The following is a 14,497-nucleotide window of genomic DNA, read 5'->3' on the forward strand; positions in this document are numbered from 1 at the left end:
GGTGGGCCCCTGCAAGAAGGGCGCGTCTGTACTCAGACTAGCCGGAGGTGCAGGTTGTAGGACGCAAGCGTAGGAAAGGTACGAAGAGCGCGCCTTGACCCACCGCAGGGCGCGTGAGGATGCGGAGTACGGGGCCTGCGGATGAACTGGCCGGCAGCCTGGGGCGTCTGCCATCCCGCCGGCGGTGTTGCGGTGCCGGTGTTGTGGGGAAGCTGCGTCGGCCCTAGGCCATTTCCGACGGTTGCCGGCAGGCGTTGATCGCCTCGCGCAGTTGCTCGGTGTCCACCGGCTTGTGCAGCAGGCGATAGCCGTGAGCGGTCGCCTCGCGAAGGCGTTCCGGAGAAGTGTCGCCGGTGATGATCAGTGCCGGCACCTGGCGCGACAGGTAGCTGCGGATGCGGCGGATCGCATCCTCGCCGGTCTGTCCTTCGCCCAGCCGGTAGTCGGTGAGGATCAGGTGGACGGGGGCCGGGCCGCGATGACTTGCCTCGATGTGCCGCTGGCAGGCCTGCAGTGCCGTGGTGCCCGGATAGACGCGGTGACCCCAGACCTCCAGCAGGTTGCCCAGGGCGTGCAGCACGTCTCGCTCGTCGTCCACCACCATGATGCCCAGGCTGTCGGTGCCGAACTCTTCGGCGCTGCTGTGGATGACCGGGCAGGGTGCCGGAGCGCGTACCCGCGGCAATCGGACCGCGAACAGCGAGCCGCGTCCGGGCCGGGATTGCAGGTGCAGGCCGTGGCCGAGCAGACGGGCAGTGTGACGGACTATCGCCAATCCCAGGCCGAGGCCCTGCTTGCGGTCGCGCTCGGCGTTGTGCAGCTGGACGAACTCCTCGAAGACCATCTCCTGCTGCTCGGAAGGAATGCCGATGCCGGTGTCCAGCACCTGGATTTCCACCTCCTCGCCGTGGCGGCGGCACCCCAGCAACACGCCGCCGCTCCGGGTGTAGCGGAAGGCGTTGGCCAGCAGGTTGTCCAGCAATCGCTTGAGCAGCACCGGGTCGCTGTCCACCCATAGCCGGCTGCTGCACACCCGCCAGTGGAGGCCGCGCTCGGCGGCGGTGCCGGCGAACTCCAGTTGCAGGTCGGTGAACAGCCGTTGCAGGGCGATGGGCTCGCGGGCCAGCGGCACCACGCCGGCGTCGAGACGGGAGATGTCCAGCAGGCCGTTGAGCAGGCTGCCCAGGTTGCCGAGCATGGCGCGCAGGCGCGTGGCGATATCCCGTGCCTGCACGGCATTCACCGGCCCGCGCTCGGCCAGCGAGGCGAGGGCGCCGACGAACAGGCCCAGGGCGTGAATCGGCTGGCGCAGGTCATGGCTGGCGGCGGCGAGGAAGCGGGTCTTGGCGCGATCGGCGGCCTGGGCGCGGTCGCGCTGCTCGCGCAGGTCCTGCACCAGTTCCGAGTTCTGCTGGCGCAGGCGAATGGTTTCGCACAGGCTGCGGTAGGTCACCCGGCTGTAATACAGGTTCACCCCGGCCAGGCAGGCGATGAAGAAGCTGTAGGTGGTGAACTGCTCGCCAGCCTGGCTCAGGCACAGCACCAGCAATGGCAGGAGCATGGCGGCGAGCGAGCCGATGTAGGCCGGCGGATAGGCCGACAGCGATGGTACCGCGCCGCACACCAGGCCCGTCAGCACGATGCAGGTGAAGGCGAACAGTTGCGGGTCGCCATGGGCGAAGCCGGCCCAGCCGAGCCAGCCCCACAGCAGGCTGCTGGCCCATGACAGCAGGGTGGCCGTCCAGGGCCAATACTTGCCCGGCGTGCCCGCGGGGGCTTGCCGGAAATACGCGCGTGCCAGGACAATCCGCCCCAGCGTCAGCACATAGAGCGCGGCCAGCCAGACGCCCATCATCGTCGGTGACAGGGCGGCCCGGAAGATGTACAGCACGGGCAGGGGTATCACCAGGTTGGCGAACAGCACGGCATAGGACTGGCGGAACAACAGATCGACCAGTTCGCGCTGATGAAGGCGGCTGTGCATTTCGATGGCCTCAAGGAGACGAACGATGGAAGGGAAGCGCTTGCGGGTGCTGATCGCCGACGACCACGGCATCGTGCGCGACGGGCTGCGCCTGCTGCTCTCGACCCTGGAACAGGTGGAGGTGGTCGGCGAGGCCGGCGACGGCATTCGCTTGCAGGCGCTGCTGGCGGAGTGCCCGGCCGACCTGTTGCTGCTGGATCTGAACATGCCGGGGCTCAATCGCCTGCAGGTCATCCACGAACTGCGCCAGCGCCACCCGCGCCTGAAGATCCTGGTGCTCACCGCCAACACCGAGCTGGCCACCGTGCGCTCGGTGCTCGATGCCGGTGTGCAGGGCTACCTGAGCAAGGGCGAGGAATCCGGCGAGCTGCTCGAAGCGATCGACGCCCTGCGTGCCGGGCAGACGTACCTGGCGCGTAGCCTGCGGTTCATCCTCGATGGCCCCCACGTGCGCCCGCGCGACGAAGCCGACCTGCTGGCGGCGGTGGAACTGACCAAGCGTGAACGGCAGATTCTCACCCTGGCCGCCCAGGGCCGCAGCGCGCGGGAGATCGCCGAGCACTTCAGCATCAGCCCGCTCACCGTGCGCAAGCACCGCGAGAACCTGATGCGCAAGCTCGACCTGCACAGCCCCGCGGAACTGACTGCCTACGCCGTGCGCCTGGGTGTCCCCAGCGCCTGATCCTTGCCTGTGCGTGCCACGCGTGCGAGGGCGCATGCCGTCGATTCCTTGCAACCTGTGGGAACACAGCCTAGCGCCGCCCTGGCGTGGAAAAAATACGGCAACCGCCGTATGTGCGTAGCGGGATCACGTCCCTAACCTTCCCGTCACTGGCTCGCCGCTCCCTTGTGAGGCGCCAGACCCCACTCGCGATCAAGGGAAGGATCAGATCATGCTGCAATCTGCCTACTGGGCCTCGTTCGCCTTGGCGACGTTGGCCTTTGCCTGCATGCCAGGCCCCGCCATCCTCTACATGACCTCGCAGACCCTCGCCCACGGCCGTCGCTCCGGCCTGCATGCGGCACTGGGCATCCACCTGGGCTGCTACGTGCACATCCTCGCTGCCAGCGCCGGGCTCGCCGCGTTGCTGCACCATGCGCCCACCCTGTACCTGGCGCTGAAGCTGGCCGGTGCGGCCTACCTGATCTGGTTGGGCGGCTCGATGATCCTGGGCCAGCGCCGACTGCTCGAAGGCGCTGAGGAAGCGGCCGAGGCGCATCCGCAGGTGCTGCGCGACAGCATCGTGGTGGAGATGCTCAACCCCAAGACCGCGCTGTTCTTCCTGACCTTCCTGCCACAGTTCGTCGACCCGGCCGCCAGCCTGCCGGTGGGCCTGCAGTTCTTCATCCTCGGGGTGATCGTCAACCTGGTGTTCTCCAGCGCCGACGTGCTCGCCGTGCTGTTCGCCTCGCTGCTGCTCGGCGTACTAGGTGAAGGGCGCGGAAAGCGCCTGATGCCGCGTGTGTGCGGCTCGATACTGGTGGGGCTGGGGGTGATGCTGGCGGCCCGGGGCGGACCGGTGTGAGGGGAGGCGCCGCGCCCATCGACGGGCACGGCGCGGGCGAAGCGGATCAGTCCTCGCGGCTGGTCACTTCCACCAGGTGGTAGCCGAACTGGGTCTTCACCGGACCCTGGACGACGTTCAGCGGGGCGCTGAACACGACCTGGTCGAACTCGCGGACCATCTGGCCCGGACGGAAGCTGCCCAGGTCACCGCCGCTGCGGCCCGACGGGCAGGTGGAGTTGTCACGGGCCACCTGGGCGAAATCGGCGCCGCCTTCGATGGCAGCTTTGAGTTCATTGCACTTGGCTTCGCTGGAAACCAGGATGTGACGGGCGGATGCACGGGCCATGGGATAACTCCTGAACAGGCAGTAGGAAAGGGCGAAGCCTAGCTGATTCGCGGGCGGAACCCAATGCCGGGCGTCCAGTGGTGCAGGAGATCAAGAGCCCCTAACCCTCTCCCGCAAGCGGGAGAGGGGACTGTTTGGTGCAGGATGAGGCCATGGTGTCAGCCGGCACTGACTGCTCCCTCTCCCTGAGGGAGAGGGCTGGGGTGAGGGGGAACCGCAGGCTCGGACTTTCCCGGACGCAGGCCGTTGCACCTGCGAGAAGCGCAGTCAGGCCTGGGTGCCAAACACCTCGGCCAAGTGCCGCCGGTAGCGCTCCACATCGCCCTCGATATCCGGACGCTTCATCACGTCCACGCAGAGGAAGGTCGGCAGCGGGCTCATGCCCAGGAACTGGTTGGCCTTGTGGAAGGGGAAGTACACCGCGTCCACGCCCTTGCCCTCGAAGAAATCGGTCGGATCGTCGAAGGCTTGCTGCGGCGCGTTCCAGGTGGCCGAGATCATGTACTGCTTGCCCTGCAGCAGGCCGCCGCTGCCGTATTTCTGCGAGGCGTCGGAGCGGGTGCGGCCGTCGTTGGCGTAGAGGCTGCCGTGGCCGGCGGTGAACACCTCGTCCAGGTACTGCTTCACGGTCCAGGGCGCGCCCATCCACCAGCCCGGCATCTGGTAGATCACCACGTCGGCCCAGAGGATCTTCTGCACTTCTTCGGCAATGTCGTAGCCGCCGTCGACGAAGGTTTCCTTCACGTCGCAACCGGCACGGTCGAGGTACGCGATGGCGGCCTCATGCAGGGTGGCGTTGTAGCGGCCGTCGGAATGGGCGAACTGCTTGCCGCCATTGATCAGCAGGATCTTTTTCATCGAAGGGAGTCTCGAAATGACAAATTCTGGATGGCGGCAGGATATCGACGTGCACGAAGCGGAAAAACCCGTTTCCGGACAAAGGATACGTGCGTGAGACTCACGAATGCTGAGCATTGATTTGCGTCAGGATAGGCAATCTTTCCCGCCCATCCCGGAGCCAATCTTCATGTACGCCTTCATCCTCCAGGCCCACACTCGTCCGGAACAATCCGACGCCTTCGAGAACCTGTTCCGTGCCTACCTCGCACCGAGCCGCGCCGAAGACGGCTGCGTCCAGTACCACATGCTGCGCGATGCCCATGATTCGACCCTGTTCACCTTCTTCGAGGTCTGGCAGAGCCGCGAGCATCTGGCCGTGCACACCGCCCTGCCGCACATGCGCGAATTCCATGAACGGCGCATGGACTACCTGCGCCGCGATTTCGACATCCAGGAAGTCGAGGTGATGGCGCCGCTCGCGGGCTGAGGCGTACTCAGGCCACCACCTGGTTGCGTCCCGCCGCCTTGGCCTTGTAGAGGTTCGCATCCGCCGCTGCGATCAGCGTTTCGATGCTGTCCGCCGGGGTTGCCGAGGTGCTCGCTACGCCGACGCTCACGGTCACCACGCCGAGTTTGCCCTTGGCGTGGGGCAGGGCGGTTTCCTCCACGGCGCGGCGGATCGATTCGGCCACGCGCTCGGCGGCAGAGAGGTCGCAGCCGGGCAGGATGACCACGAATTCCTCGCCGCCGTAACGCGCCACGCCATCCTCCGCGCGGCGGCAGCCCTGGCGGATGAGGTGTGCCACGTTGACCAGCGCCAGGTCGCCGCGGGGGTGGCCGTAGTGGTCGTTGTAGGCCTTGAACTGGTCGATATCCAGCATCAGCACCGCCAGGTGGCCGTCACCGCCGCGGCGGCGCTGCCATTCGAATTGCGCCTTCTCGTCGAACCAGCGGCGGTTGTGCAGGCCGGTCAGCGGATCGGTGTCGGCCTCGGCGCGCAGGCGGTCTTCCTTGGCGTCGCGGCGGCGCAGATGGCGACTGAGGCGGAAGGCGAAGAAGATCGTCGCGCTGTTGATCGCCAGCAGCAGCCCGCTGGTGATCCAGTTGCGTGCGCTCCAGGTCTGGAAGATTTCCTCCCGGTACAACTCGACCGATACCGTCACCGGGTAGTCGCCAACGCGCCGATAGCCGCGCCAGTAGGCATCCGAACCATTGGACTGCTGGCGGAAAAACTCCTTCTCGCCGCTGTCGACGAAGCTGCGGAACATCCTGGCCTCATCCTCGCGGTTGCGCGTTGGCGCCGCCGGCCACTGTGCCAGGGCGGTGCCGTCGAGCAGGCGGATCGACACCACCTCGTTCTTGCCCAGGTCCAGTTCGCGGACGAAGGTTTCCAGATGCCGCAGTTCCTTGATCGCCGCGACCACGCCGAGAACCTTGCCGTCCTTGTCCTGCACGGCGCGGCTGAGCGCGGTGCTGGGCGAGGGCGTCGGATAGGAGGGCATGAACGGGTGACTCAGGAACAGGCGCGAAGGGTTGGCACGCGGGCCCTTGAAATACTCGCGCCGGGACAGGTCCCTGTGCGCCTCGCTGACGTGGTTGAGGTCCACCAGCAAGTGGCCGTTCGCGTCGGTCACCACCAGCGTGCCCGCCATCATGGAACTGGCGGCGTGCCCCTGCACCAGTTCCTGCAGCACCTGCCGGGACAGCTCGGGGGTGGCCGAGCCGGCAATGACGTTGGAGAGTGTCTGCAGCGTCTGCAGATGCACATCCAGGTCGCGGTGGAGATCCCGCTCCACCAGTATCAGGGTGTTCTTGCCGCTGGCTTGGGCATAGGCCAGCGCATCCTGCCTCATCTGCAGCATGTGCCAGCCGGCCAGCAGCGACGCAGCCACCGCCAGCAGGAAAGTAATGAAGAAAATCCGGCGCGGGTAGAACACAGCACCTCCCGCCTTGTTCGGAGCCTGTTTGGAAAACGCTCGGTTATTTTCATTGTCCGACAGGCTGGAGGGCGTGCAATCGAAGTCAATCAAAGCCTTGTCACAAATCAGGTCGCCCCGAGAAATAACCCACGTGCAGGCCGCAAAGGCTCCTGACGCGGCCCGGATTGCTCGCCAACGCAGCCAAACGCCAAAGAATCACGCATCATGTACGCCATTTCGCCAAGGGGAATCCCGCATGGGTGCCACGTCGTTCATCCCGCGTAGCCTTCTGTTCTCGCTGGGTCTGCTGTCCGCCACCTTCGCCATTGCCGCCGACCAGGAGCAACTGGTTGACGCCATCAACGCCTATCGCGGCGAGGTGCAGTCCTGCGCCGGCAGCGCCTCGCAGGCCTTGCCGCCGCTGGCGGTGGAGCAGCGCCTGGCGATCCCCGCCGGCGTCGGCGACTGGAAGACCGCGCTGAACCAGACCGGCTATCCCATGAGCAGCGTGCGCATGCTCAGCCTCACCGGTCCGCGCGACGCGAACGCGGCGATGAAGGCGCTGCAGGAAAGCTTCTGCCAGGTGCTGCTCGACCCGCAGTTCGTCGACATTGGCGTGAACCGCGAGGGCGACGACTGGCGCATTCTCCTCGGCCGTCCGCTGCTGCAAGGCAAGCTCGGCACCTGGGAGGCCGAAGGCCAGCAACTGCTGCAGGCGATCAACGCCGCCCGCGGCCAGGCTCGCCAGTGCGGCGGGCAGAACTTCGGCAACGCTCCCGCGCTGACCTGGAACGCCACCCTCGGCAGCATCGCCGAAGGCCATAGCCGCGACATGGCCAACAACAACTACTTCGACCACAAGGGCCGCGATGGCAGTACCCCCGGCGATCGTGCGGAGCTGGGCGGCTACAGCTTCCAGCAGATCGGCGAGAACATCGCCGCCGGCCAGGGCAATGCGCGCAAGGTGGTGGACAGCTGGCTGTCCAGCCCCGGCCATTGCGCCAATCTGATGAACCCGCAGTTCCGCGAACTGGGCGCGGCCTACGCCGCCGACCCGAAGAGCGACGCCGGCATCTACTGGACGGCGATGTTCGGATCGCCCTGAGCCGTCACCGACCGCCGCTGACAGAGCCTGGCTCGCCGGCCTGGCGCTTCACCTTCGCCGCGAGGATGGCCGCCTCCACCGCCGCCAGCGTGCCCGAGGCGGGGGGCCGCTCGAAGACGCGGCTCTCGGCGAGCGAGGAGACGCGCTCGCCGCCGTCCAGCGTGAACTCCACGAACGCCAGGTGCTCCGACCAGGAGCGATAGCGCCGCACCATGAACAGGCTGTGGCGGCTGCGTACCGAGCTGATCTTTTCCAGGGGGATCTGCCGGTGGCTGTCCTTGCCGCACAGCACCAGCTCGCCCTTGTCGATGAAGGCCGGCTCGGCTCGCGAGACCCGCAGCCATTCCACCGTGAAGCGCCCGACCAGCACCAGCAGGCACAGCGGCAGGGCGGAAAACAGCGCGATTACGCCGCTGAACAGCTTGATCAGCGTGAAGGCGACCATTGCCAGCAGGATCAGCAGGGTGACGGCGCGGTAGAAATGGACGTTGTCGAACTCGGTCTGCGGCAAGAACCGAACTTCCATGTGCATGCTTCCTCGGCGAGTACGAAATGTCTATCAGCCAGACTTTTTTAGCAGACCGCGCGCCGCTTGCCACGCGAGGCGCGTCACGGTACGCAGGGACGTAGGGCGTATACCGTTCCGCGTTATACGCCGATTGACCATGGCTTCGCGGGACTTCGAGTTCAGCTGCGGAGCCAGTGCTGGTCGAGGTGAGTCGGCGTACAACCGCGAACGGTTGTACGCCCTACCGAATCCCGGCCACTCAACCCCGAATGCCACCCAAAGAAAAACCGGCGCCTTGGCGCCGGTTTTTCATGTGTCGCTGCGGTAGTCAGAGAGACTTCCCGCCCGAACCTTTCGCTCAGTGCGCTTGGTTCAGGGTCAGGCGCATATGACGGTTCACATCCTTGTACAGCAGGTAGCGGAAGCGACCAGGGCCACCGGAGTAGCAAGCCTGCGGGCAGAAGGCGCGCAGCCACATGAAGTCGCCGGCTTCCACTTCGACCCAGTCCTGGTTCAGGCGGTAGACCGCCTTGCCTTCCAGCACGTACAGGCCGTGTTCCATCACGTGGGTTTCAGCGAAGGGAATCACGCCGCCCGGCTCGAAGTTCACGATGTTGACGTGCATGTCATGACGCATGTCGCTCATGTCGACGAAGCGGGTGGTGCTCCAGCGGCCTTCGGTATCCGGCATCACCTTCGGCTCAATGTCCTGCTCGTTGGTGACGAAGGCTTCCGGCAGCGGTACGCCGTCGACCTTCTGGTAGTGCTTGCGGATCCAGTGGAAGCGGGTGTGCTGGCCGGAGGTGTTGCGCACCTTGTAGTCCGCGCCCGGCGGAATGAAGGCGTAGCCACCCGGCTGCATGTTGTGGACCTGGCCCTGCAGGGTCAGGGTCAGCTCGCCTTCGACGATGAACAGCACCGCTTCGGCGTTGACGTCTTGCTCCGGCTTGTCGCTGCCGCCGTTGGGGGCCAGCTCGACGATGTACTGGGAGAAGGTCTCGGCAAAGCCGGACAGCGGGCGGGCGATGACCCACATGCGCATGTTGTCCCAGAAGGGCAGGTGGCTGGTGACGATGTCACGCATCACGCCCTTGGGGATCACGGCATAGGCTTCGGTGAACATCGCGCGGTCGGTGAGCAGTTCGGTCTGTGCCGGGTGCCCGCCGTGCGGCGCGTAATAGCTGGTTTTGGCCATGGGGGATTTCCTCATTGTTGTCTTGCTGCCCGTCGCATCGCGCCGGGGCGAACAATTCGTGCAGAGCGGCGCGCTGCCTGAGCGCTAGCCGTCGCTGAGAGCCACGATATCCAGCGGCGTGTTCATGCACAAATTAAATGTTGGAATCCGCCGTATTCATTTATCGAATGCGAGGGCGCGCCGCTCAGCCCTGCGTGTCCTGGGCCAGAACCCGCGACAGCACACGGGCGAGCTCCTTCACCTTGGGGTCCGCCGCCGGGCGATGCAGCAGCGCCACCTCGAACACATCCACCGAGGGCAGGCCGGTGTTCTTCGGCAGCACCGTGTGCTCCGTCGTCACCGCTCGCTGCGGCAGCAGGCCGATGCCCATGCCGTCGGCAATGGCCGACTGGATGCCGGAGAGGCTCGAACTGGTGAAGCTGATATGCCAGCGCCGACCCACGGCCTCCAGCGCGGCGATCATCTCGTCGCGGTACACCCCGCGCGGCGGGAAGGTGACGATGGGCAGCGGGTCCAGCTCGATGCAGGGGTTCTTCGCACTGTCCACCCAGCGCGTCTTCTCCGGCCAGCAGGCCACCGCCTCACGGGCGTTCTGCCGTTGCTTGAGCAGCACCAGGTCCAGCTCGCCGCGGTCGTAGCTGGCGGAAATATCGCGGCTCAGGCCGCTGGTGACCTCCAGCTTCACCTGCGGATAGCGCCGGTTGAAGGCCGCCAACTGCTCGGTGGTGCGGCCGCTGGCGAAGTCATCCGGCACGCCGATGCGCACCGTCAGAGCCACCGTGGCGCCGGACAGCGCCTCGACCATCTCGTCGTTCAGCGCCAGCAGGCGCCGCGCATAACCCAGCAGCGTCTCCCCGGCGTCGGTGGGCAGCACATCGCGGTTGCCGCGCTCCAGCAGGCGATGGCCGGCCATTTCTTCCAGGCGGCGGATCTTCTGGCTGATGGTGGACTGGGTGGAGTGCAGGCGCGTGGCGGCCGTGGTGAAGCTGCCGCAGTCGGCCACCGTGACGATGGCCCGGAGCAGGTCGAGGTCGAACAGGCGGGTATTCGATTTTTCACTTTCGCTCATGGCGGTATCGACTTTCTGAATGTCGATTCCGCTTTTAGCAGCTCACCCCTGGCCCGGCAATCATCCCTTGCTAGTTGTCGGTGAACTTCGACCAGGGATCTCCTGAGCCCGCACGCCGGTCACCCTTGCGGCGATCCGCCTCGAAACGGATGCTCTGGCGCCGGTCGGTGCCGCTGCGGCGATCCTTCCCGTGACGGGTATCGACCATGAATTTCGGCTTGGCAGGCGCTGCGGATGCGGACGGCGGCGCCTCGTCTGGCTCCAGGGGGACCAGGCTGAGTTCGTCGAGGTTCAGCTTGCCTTCAGTGCTCATTGCGTCACTCCTGTGCATCGCACAGCACTTAGCGTAGATCAGGGCAGCACATTTGTAGGAGCGAGCCTGCTCGCGAACTCGCGCCATTTGTCATCATCCGCTCCCGGGGCGATCTCGGAGTACCAGGGGATATTTATGTGGCCAGTGCGCAGAACGATGTCGAATCCGCCATCTAGACTCTCCATGCCCAAGACATACCCCGTGGAATCACAAGGAGCGTCACCATGAAAGGTCTTTCCAAACTTCTGCCGCTGCTGGCAGTTACCGCCGCGCTGTCCGGTTGCATGAGCGATCAGGAATTCATCGCCTCCAACCAGCAGGCCGCCATCGGCGCCACCGAGTCGCGGGCGAAGTTCGAGCTCAATTGCCAGCAGGTGACGTCCAGCATCCTGTCGAGCAAGGTCACGCAGAACCGCATTGGCTACCAGCGCACCGAATACACCATCGGCGTTCGCGGCTGCGGTCGGCAGGCGACCTACCTTACCTATTGCCTTGATGCCACCAACTGCAATGCACTGAGCGATACCGCCCGCGTGGGGAACGAGTGAGTCTGCGCCGCTTCGGTGTGTGCTGAGAGTTTTTGTTTCGCCCCCTCGGGCGAGTCACTTTTCTCAAACGCCAGAAAAGTAACCAAAAGGGCTCGTCCCGGCATCCGGCCCCGGCTTCGCTCCGAGGGTCGGCGTAGAAGGGCCATCCCTGGCCCTCTACGCCTCTCGCGGCATCCATGCCGCTCGCCCCTCTGCGCAATACCTCCACTCGGCCTCCTGACGGGACTCTGCGCGCGCCGGCAACTTTGGCTGCTTTATGCTGGATTGCTCTTCGTAGGAGCGAGCTTGCTCGCGAACCGCCTAACGCCGGTGCGGCCGGGTAATTCTGTTCGCGAGCAAGCTCGCTCCTACAAGTGTTCGTCCTGCAACGTGGGCGCAATGGTGGGCCTTCGCGGACAAGGTCCGCTCCTACGAAAGCATGCGCACCGCTCTGGCTCTGGATTTAAAGATTTCCAGAGAAATATCCGAGCGCGCCGGAGCGCCCCTTCAGGAGGCCGAGTGGAATCGGAGTTTCAGGGGTTGAGCGGCATGGATGCCGCGAGAGCCGCGATGGGCCAGGGATGGCCCTTCGCGGCGGGCCCCTGAAACTTCGATGGAGCGAGGGAAGTCCCGCGAAGCGGGACCCGGATGCAGGGGCAAGCCTTCTTGGTTACTTCTTCGGCGTTTGGAAGAAGTGACTCGCCCGAGGGGGCGAAACAAAAACTCTCAGCACACACCGAAGCGGCGCATACACACCCACCCCGAAGCAAACAGAAACACAGGGCATGACCCGCGATCCGCCCACAACACGGAACGATGGGTTTCGCTCCGCTCTACACCATCCTACGAAGAGCCCTCCGGCCCCGGACTCAACTCCGGCCACTGCGGGTAGGGCACCCAGACCACCCCCTGCCACTTCAACACCGACAAGCTCGTCGGCCCTTGCAGTATTTCCCGGCGCGGCCCGCCAAGGCTGATGGGGCGCTGGTCGCGCAGGGTGGGAATGACGTGCAGCGAGAGCCACTGTCGGATGCTGCGGTTTTCCGGGTGGAAGTAGTGGATCAGCGTGGCGTACACCGCCGATTCGCCGAGCAGCAGCTCATCGATGTACTCGCCGCTGCCATCGAGCATCCAGGCGTGACGGAACTGGTCCTCGTCCAGGTTGCGCTCCACGCGCTCGGCCAGATAGGGGTAACCGATCAGCCGACCCAGGTCGTGGGCGCAGAACCAGCACTGGTCTTCCAGCAGCACGGCGCGCAGCTGGCGCTTGTGGCGGGTGAATACGGTGGGGATCAGGACCTCTTCAGACATGGCGCACCTCCGGGAAGGAGGGAGAAGCGGTTGGGCACAGCGAAGCGCCTTCGGGGCGAAGGCAAAGAGGGAAGGGCATATCCATTTCCTCAATGGGTACACCGCTGCTTTCGGGAGCAGTATTGCCGCTACGTGAAGCGTTTCTTAGGCGCTGGCCGCAACGCTATTGGTGGCGGGGAACTCGGTCAATCGTAGGGCGCATAACTGCGAAGCAGTTATCCGCCGATTTCTTCGCCGCCGCGCTGTAGCTGAAACCTGTGGTGCGCTTCTCAAGCACCATCGGCGGATAACGCTTCGCGTTATTCGCCCTACAAGAGCGTCGGCCCGGCATAGACATATAACCGCGCCATCGATCTCATCGCCGCTCCGCCGCCCGCACATCCAACGACAAGTCGCCCGCCCAATCGTGGGTATAAATGCCTTCGGCAACCGCCCGATGGAACGTGGAGTACGGCCAATCCTTCACCGCTGTTACCCAACCGTGTTTCACCGGATTGATATGGATGTAGTCGAAATGCCGCTGATAGTCCGTTTCATCGCGAATCAGGTGCTCCCAGTAGCGCGCCTGCCAGATGCCGCGTTGACCTCGTATCTGCTGTTCGATGCTCCGGGACTCGCCATGGGGAATGCGTCGAGCGAAGCCGGATTTGATGACCTTCCAGCGCGTGGCGAAATCGGCGTCGCTCGGTGGCTGTGTCCACAGGCAATGCATGTGTTCGGGCAGCACGACCCAGGCGTCGATGTAGAAGGGGTGATTGCGTTTAGTCTGCGCGATTACACGGCGCAGCAGGTCGATTTCTCGGACCAAAAGGTTTGAACGGCGGTCACGTAGCGTAACCGTGAAGAAGTAGGTGCCACCTTGCACCCAGGCGCGCCGGTAGTTTGGCATAAGGACCCTCCGCGTTCGGTTGGAGCTTGGAGGGTACCTTGGGAAACGGCGGATAACGCGGAGTGTTATTCGCCCTACATGAGTTTCAGCTTTGGCGTAGGCACGAGCTCAAATGGAGGTCTGGACTACTCGCTGAGGGGCGCAACTTTGAATGTCACTTATCTGCACTCTCTGTTTCAAGCTCCAACTGAATAGACTCTAGAGATTCAGCGCTGATCGCAGTAACACAGCTAAACGCTTTTGTTTGAAGTTCGTTCAGATTGCTCTGTAATCCTTGGAGCTTTTTTAGGTTGTCCGAAGCGTACTTTCTTTTCTTCAATGTCTTCAGGTTTAGATTGGTGATAAAAATGGATGACATGACGCTCGCCATCGCGGAGCTAATTGCAACCCCTGAGTCGCCTCTGATTGCACTCCATCCATGCTCAAACATGGTGATTCCAAATCTCATAAGCCTTAATGAGATATCTGCAATCTCAAAAGTGTAGTCAGTCGCCTTCTCCAAAAGGTCTGAAGACTCTGTTGAGAATCTTTTCTTCTCATTAGGGTCCGTGCTTTTGTCTCGAAGGACGCGTAACTCAACTACTCTTTCAAAGTCTTTGGCGTCTAGCTCAAAAAGCTCTTTCAAACGAGGCTCGATTTGCTCAAGTACAGCCTTCTTGATGAAGCCAAATTCTTTATGGTTATCTATGCATTCAGCTTTGTTGGCGCTTATGTCGCAAACCGTATTTATCATTTTTGCAGCAAGAAGTCCCAGCAATGCAGCTGCGCTTCCAGAGCCTGGAGATGCTCGTCCAGCGCCAAAGTCATTCAGTAGTTGATTCGTAGGACGCTCTAGCAGTTGCTGCTCAGTGTCTTTTAGTTCTATTTGTTGCACTGTTAATTTCCCTGTCAATAAAAAGCCCCGCACAGAGGCGGGGCTTTTATCTTTCTATCGCCGCCCCAACATTCCGTATTGGGTATAAAGCGTTTCTAATGGTCTTGAC

Annotated in this window: 16 protein-coding genes; 5 read left to right on the forward strand and 11 right to left on the reverse strand. The window is 63.8% G+C overall.

Features of this window, described 5'->3' with window-relative positions:
• Positions 1-223: 223 nt before the first annotated feature.
• Positions 224-1,984, reverse strand: a complete 1,761-nt coding sequence (locus SD196_RS09200) for a hybrid sensor histidine kinase/response regulator (protein WP_416311290.1) — start codon at positions 1,982-1,984, stop codon at positions 224-226.
• 25 nt (positions 1,985-2,009) lie between these two features.
• Between SD196_RS09200 and SD196_RS09205 the strand changes: the two genes are divergently transcribed.
• Positions 2,010-2,666, forward strand: coding sequence for a response regulator transcription factor (locus tag SD196_RS09205; RefSeq protein ID WP_331317328.1), 657 nt, complete (start codon positions 2,010-2,012; stop codon positions 2,664-2,666).
• 211 nt (positions 2,667-2,877) lie between these two features.
• Positions 2,878-3,510 (forward strand): LysE family translocator, encoded by a 633-nt coding sequence (locus SD196_RS09210; protein WP_275607894.1) that lies wholly within the window; start codon positions 2,878-2,880, stop codon positions 3,508-3,510.
• Between the two features lie 46 nt (positions 3,511-3,556).
• On the opposite strand, the gene SD196_RS09215 is transcribed toward SD196_RS09210, so the two are convergent.
• Both SD196_RS09215 and SD196_RS09220 read right to left on the reverse strand, forming a co-directional pair.
• The gene (locus SD196_RS09215) at positions 3,557-3,838 is read right to left on the reverse strand and encodes a peptidylprolyl isomerase (RefSeq protein ID WP_152222096.1); all 282 of its coding nucleotides are present in this window, start codon (positions 3,836-3,838) and stop codon (positions 3,557-3,559) included.
• 267 nt (positions 3,839-4,105) lie between these two features.
• On the reverse strand, positions 4,106-4,696 hold the full coding sequence (locus tag SD196_RS09220; protein ID WP_275607893.1) for an NAD(P)H-dependent oxidoreductase: 591 nt from the start codon (positions 4,694-4,696) through the stop codon (positions 4,106-4,108).
• Positions 4,697-4,865: 169 nt separating this feature from the next.
• On the opposite strand from SD196_RS09220, the gene SD196_RS09225 reads away from it, so the two are divergent.
• Complete coding sequence (locus tag SD196_RS09225) at positions 4,866-5,165, forward strand: putative quinol monooxygenase (protein WP_331317332.1); 300 nt, start codon at positions 4,866-4,868, stop codon at positions 5,163-5,165.
• 7 nt (positions 5,166-5,172) lie between these two features.
• On the opposite strand, the gene SD196_RS09230 is transcribed toward SD196_RS09225, so the two are convergent.
• On the reverse strand, positions 5,173-6,615 hold the full coding sequence (locus SD196_RS09230) for a sensor domain-containing diguanylate cyclase (RefSeq protein WP_275607891.1): 1,443 nt from the start codon (positions 6,613-6,615) through the stop codon (positions 5,173-5,175).
• A 238-nt stretch (positions 6,616-6,853) separates the two neighbouring features.
• On the opposite strand from SD196_RS09230, the gene SD196_RS09235 reads away from it, so the two are divergent.
• Positions 6,854-7,702 (forward strand): CAP domain-containing protein, encoded by an 849-nt coding sequence (locus tag SD196_RS09235; protein ID WP_275607890.1) that lies wholly within the window; start codon positions 6,854-6,856, stop codon positions 7,700-7,702.
• 4 nt (positions 7,703-7,706) lie between these two features.
• Here SD196_RS09235 and SD196_RS09240 read toward each other — a convergent pair whose 3' ends face one another.
• The 4 genes from SD196_RS09240 to SD196_RS09255 form a co-directional block, all read right to left on the reverse strand.
• Positions 7,707-8,228 carry a hypothetical protein gene (locus SD196_RS09240; protein ID WP_275607889.1) on the reverse strand — a complete coding sequence of 174 codons (522 nt, stop codon included), beginning with the start codon at positions 8,226-8,228 and terminating at the stop codon, positions 7,707-7,709.
• 340 nt (positions 8,229-8,568) lie between these two features.
• Entirely contained in the window at positions 8,569-9,405 is an 837-nt protein-coding gene (locus SD196_RS09245; RefSeq protein ID WP_152222109.1) for a bifunctional allantoicase/(S)-ureidoglycine aminohydrolase, read from the reverse strand.
• A 184-nt stretch (positions 9,406-9,589) separates the two neighbouring features.
• Positions 9,590-10,474 carry a LysR family transcriptional regulator gene (locus SD196_RS09250; RefSeq protein WP_331317339.1) on the reverse strand — a complete coding sequence of 295 codons (885 nt, stop codon included), beginning with the start codon at positions 10,472-10,474 and terminating at the stop codon, positions 9,590-9,592.
• Between the two features lie 70 nt (positions 10,475-10,544).
• Complete coding sequence (locus tag SD196_RS09255) at positions 10,545-10,787, reverse strand: hypothetical protein (RefSeq protein WP_343577896.1); 243 nt, start codon at positions 10,785-10,787, stop codon at positions 10,545-10,547.
• 224 nt (positions 10,788-11,011) lie between these two features.
• Between SD196_RS09255 and SD196_RS09260 the strand changes: the two genes are divergently transcribed.
• Positions 11,012-11,335 carry a hypothetical protein gene (locus SD196_RS09260; protein ID WP_275607886.1) on the forward strand — a complete coding sequence of 108 codons (324 nt, stop codon included), beginning with the start codon at positions 11,012-11,014 and terminating at the stop codon, positions 11,333-11,335.
• Between the two features lie 822 nt (positions 11,336-12,157).
• Here SD196_RS09260 and SD196_RS09265 read toward each other — a convergent pair.
• The 3 genes from SD196_RS09265 to SD196_RS09275 form a co-directional block, all read right to left on the reverse strand.
• Positions 12,158-12,625 carry a Bro-N domain-containing protein gene (locus tag SD196_RS09265; RefSeq protein WP_416311291.1) on the reverse strand — a complete coding sequence of 156 codons (468 nt, stop codon included), beginning with the start codon at positions 12,623-12,625 and terminating at the stop codon, positions 12,158-12,160.
• Positions 12,626-12,980: 355 nt separating this feature from the next.
• Entirely contained in the window at positions 12,981-13,514 is a 534-nt protein-coding gene (locus SD196_RS09270; protein WP_416311292.1) for an REP-associated tyrosine transposase, read from the reverse strand.
• A 154-nt stretch (positions 13,515-13,668) separates the two neighbouring features.
• Positions 13,669-14,388: a cyclodeaminase/cyclohydrolase family protein gene (locus tag SD196_RS09275; RefSeq protein ID WP_416311293.1), complete on the reverse strand. Its 720-nt coding sequence runs from the start codon at positions 14,386-14,388 to the stop codon at positions 13,669-13,671.
• Positions 14,389-14,497 lie beyond the last annotated feature (109 nt).

The sequence above is a fragment of the Pseudomonas macauensis genome (assembly GCF_047902425.1).
In the GTDB taxonomy this organism is placed as follows: Bacteria; Pseudomonadota; Gammaproteobacteria; order Pseudomonadales; family Pseudomonadaceae; genus Pseudomonas.

Coding starts and splice junctions, on each gene's coding strand:
- SD196_RS09200 (WP_416311290.1), bottom strand. CDS start 1,984: ATGCACAGCCGCCTTCATCAGCGCGAACTGGTCGATCTGTTGTTCCGC.
- SD196_RS09205 (WP_331317328.1), top strand. CDS start 2,010: ATGGAAGGGAAGCGCTTGCGGGTGCTGATCGCCGACGACCACGGCATC.
- SD196_RS09210 (WP_275607894.1), top strand. CDS start 2,878: ATGCTGCAATCTGCCTACTGGGCCTCGTTCGCCTTGGCGACGTTGGCC.
- SD196_RS09215 (WP_152222096.1), bottom strand. CDS start 3,838: ATGGCCCGTGCATCCGCCCGTCACATCCTGGTTTCCAGCGAAGCCAAG.
- SD196_RS09220 (WP_275607893.1), bottom strand. CDS start 4,696: ATGAAAAAGATCCTGCTGATCAATGGCGGCAAGCAGTTCGCCCATTCC.
- SD196_RS09225 (WP_331317332.1), top strand. CDS start 4,866: ATGTACGCCTTCATCCTCCAGGCCCACACTCGTCCGGAACAATCCGAC.
- SD196_RS09235 (WP_275607890.1), top strand. CDS start 6,854: ATGGGTGCCACGTCGTTCATCCCGCGTAGCCTTCTGTTCTCGCTGGGT.
- SD196_RS09240 (WP_275607889.1), bottom strand. CDS start 8,228: ATGGAAGTTCGGTTCTTGCCGCAGACCGAGTTCGACAACGTCCATTTC.
- SD196_RS09245 (WP_152222109.1), bottom strand. CDS start 9,405: ATGGCCAAAACCAGCTATTACGCGCCGCACGGCGGGCACCCGGCACAG.
- SD196_RS09250 (WP_331317339.1), bottom strand. CDS start 10,474: ATGAGCGAAAGTGAAAAATCGAATACCCGCCTGTTCGACCTCGACCTG.
- SD196_RS09255 (WP_343577896.1), bottom strand. CDS start 10,787: ATGAGCACTGAAGGCAAGCTGAACCTCGACGAACTCAGCCTGGTCCCC.
- SD196_RS09260 (WP_275607886.1), top strand. CDS start 11,012: ATGAAAGGTCTTTCCAAACTTCTGCCGCTGCTGGCAGTTACCGCCGCG.
- SD196_RS09265 (WP_416311291.1), bottom strand. CDS start 12,625: ATGTCTGAAGAGGTCCTGATCCCCACCGTATTCACCCGCCACAAGCGC.
- SD196_RS09270 (WP_416311292.1), bottom strand. CDS start 13,514: ATGCCAAACTACCGGCGCGCCTGGGTGCAAGGTGGCACCTACTTCTTC.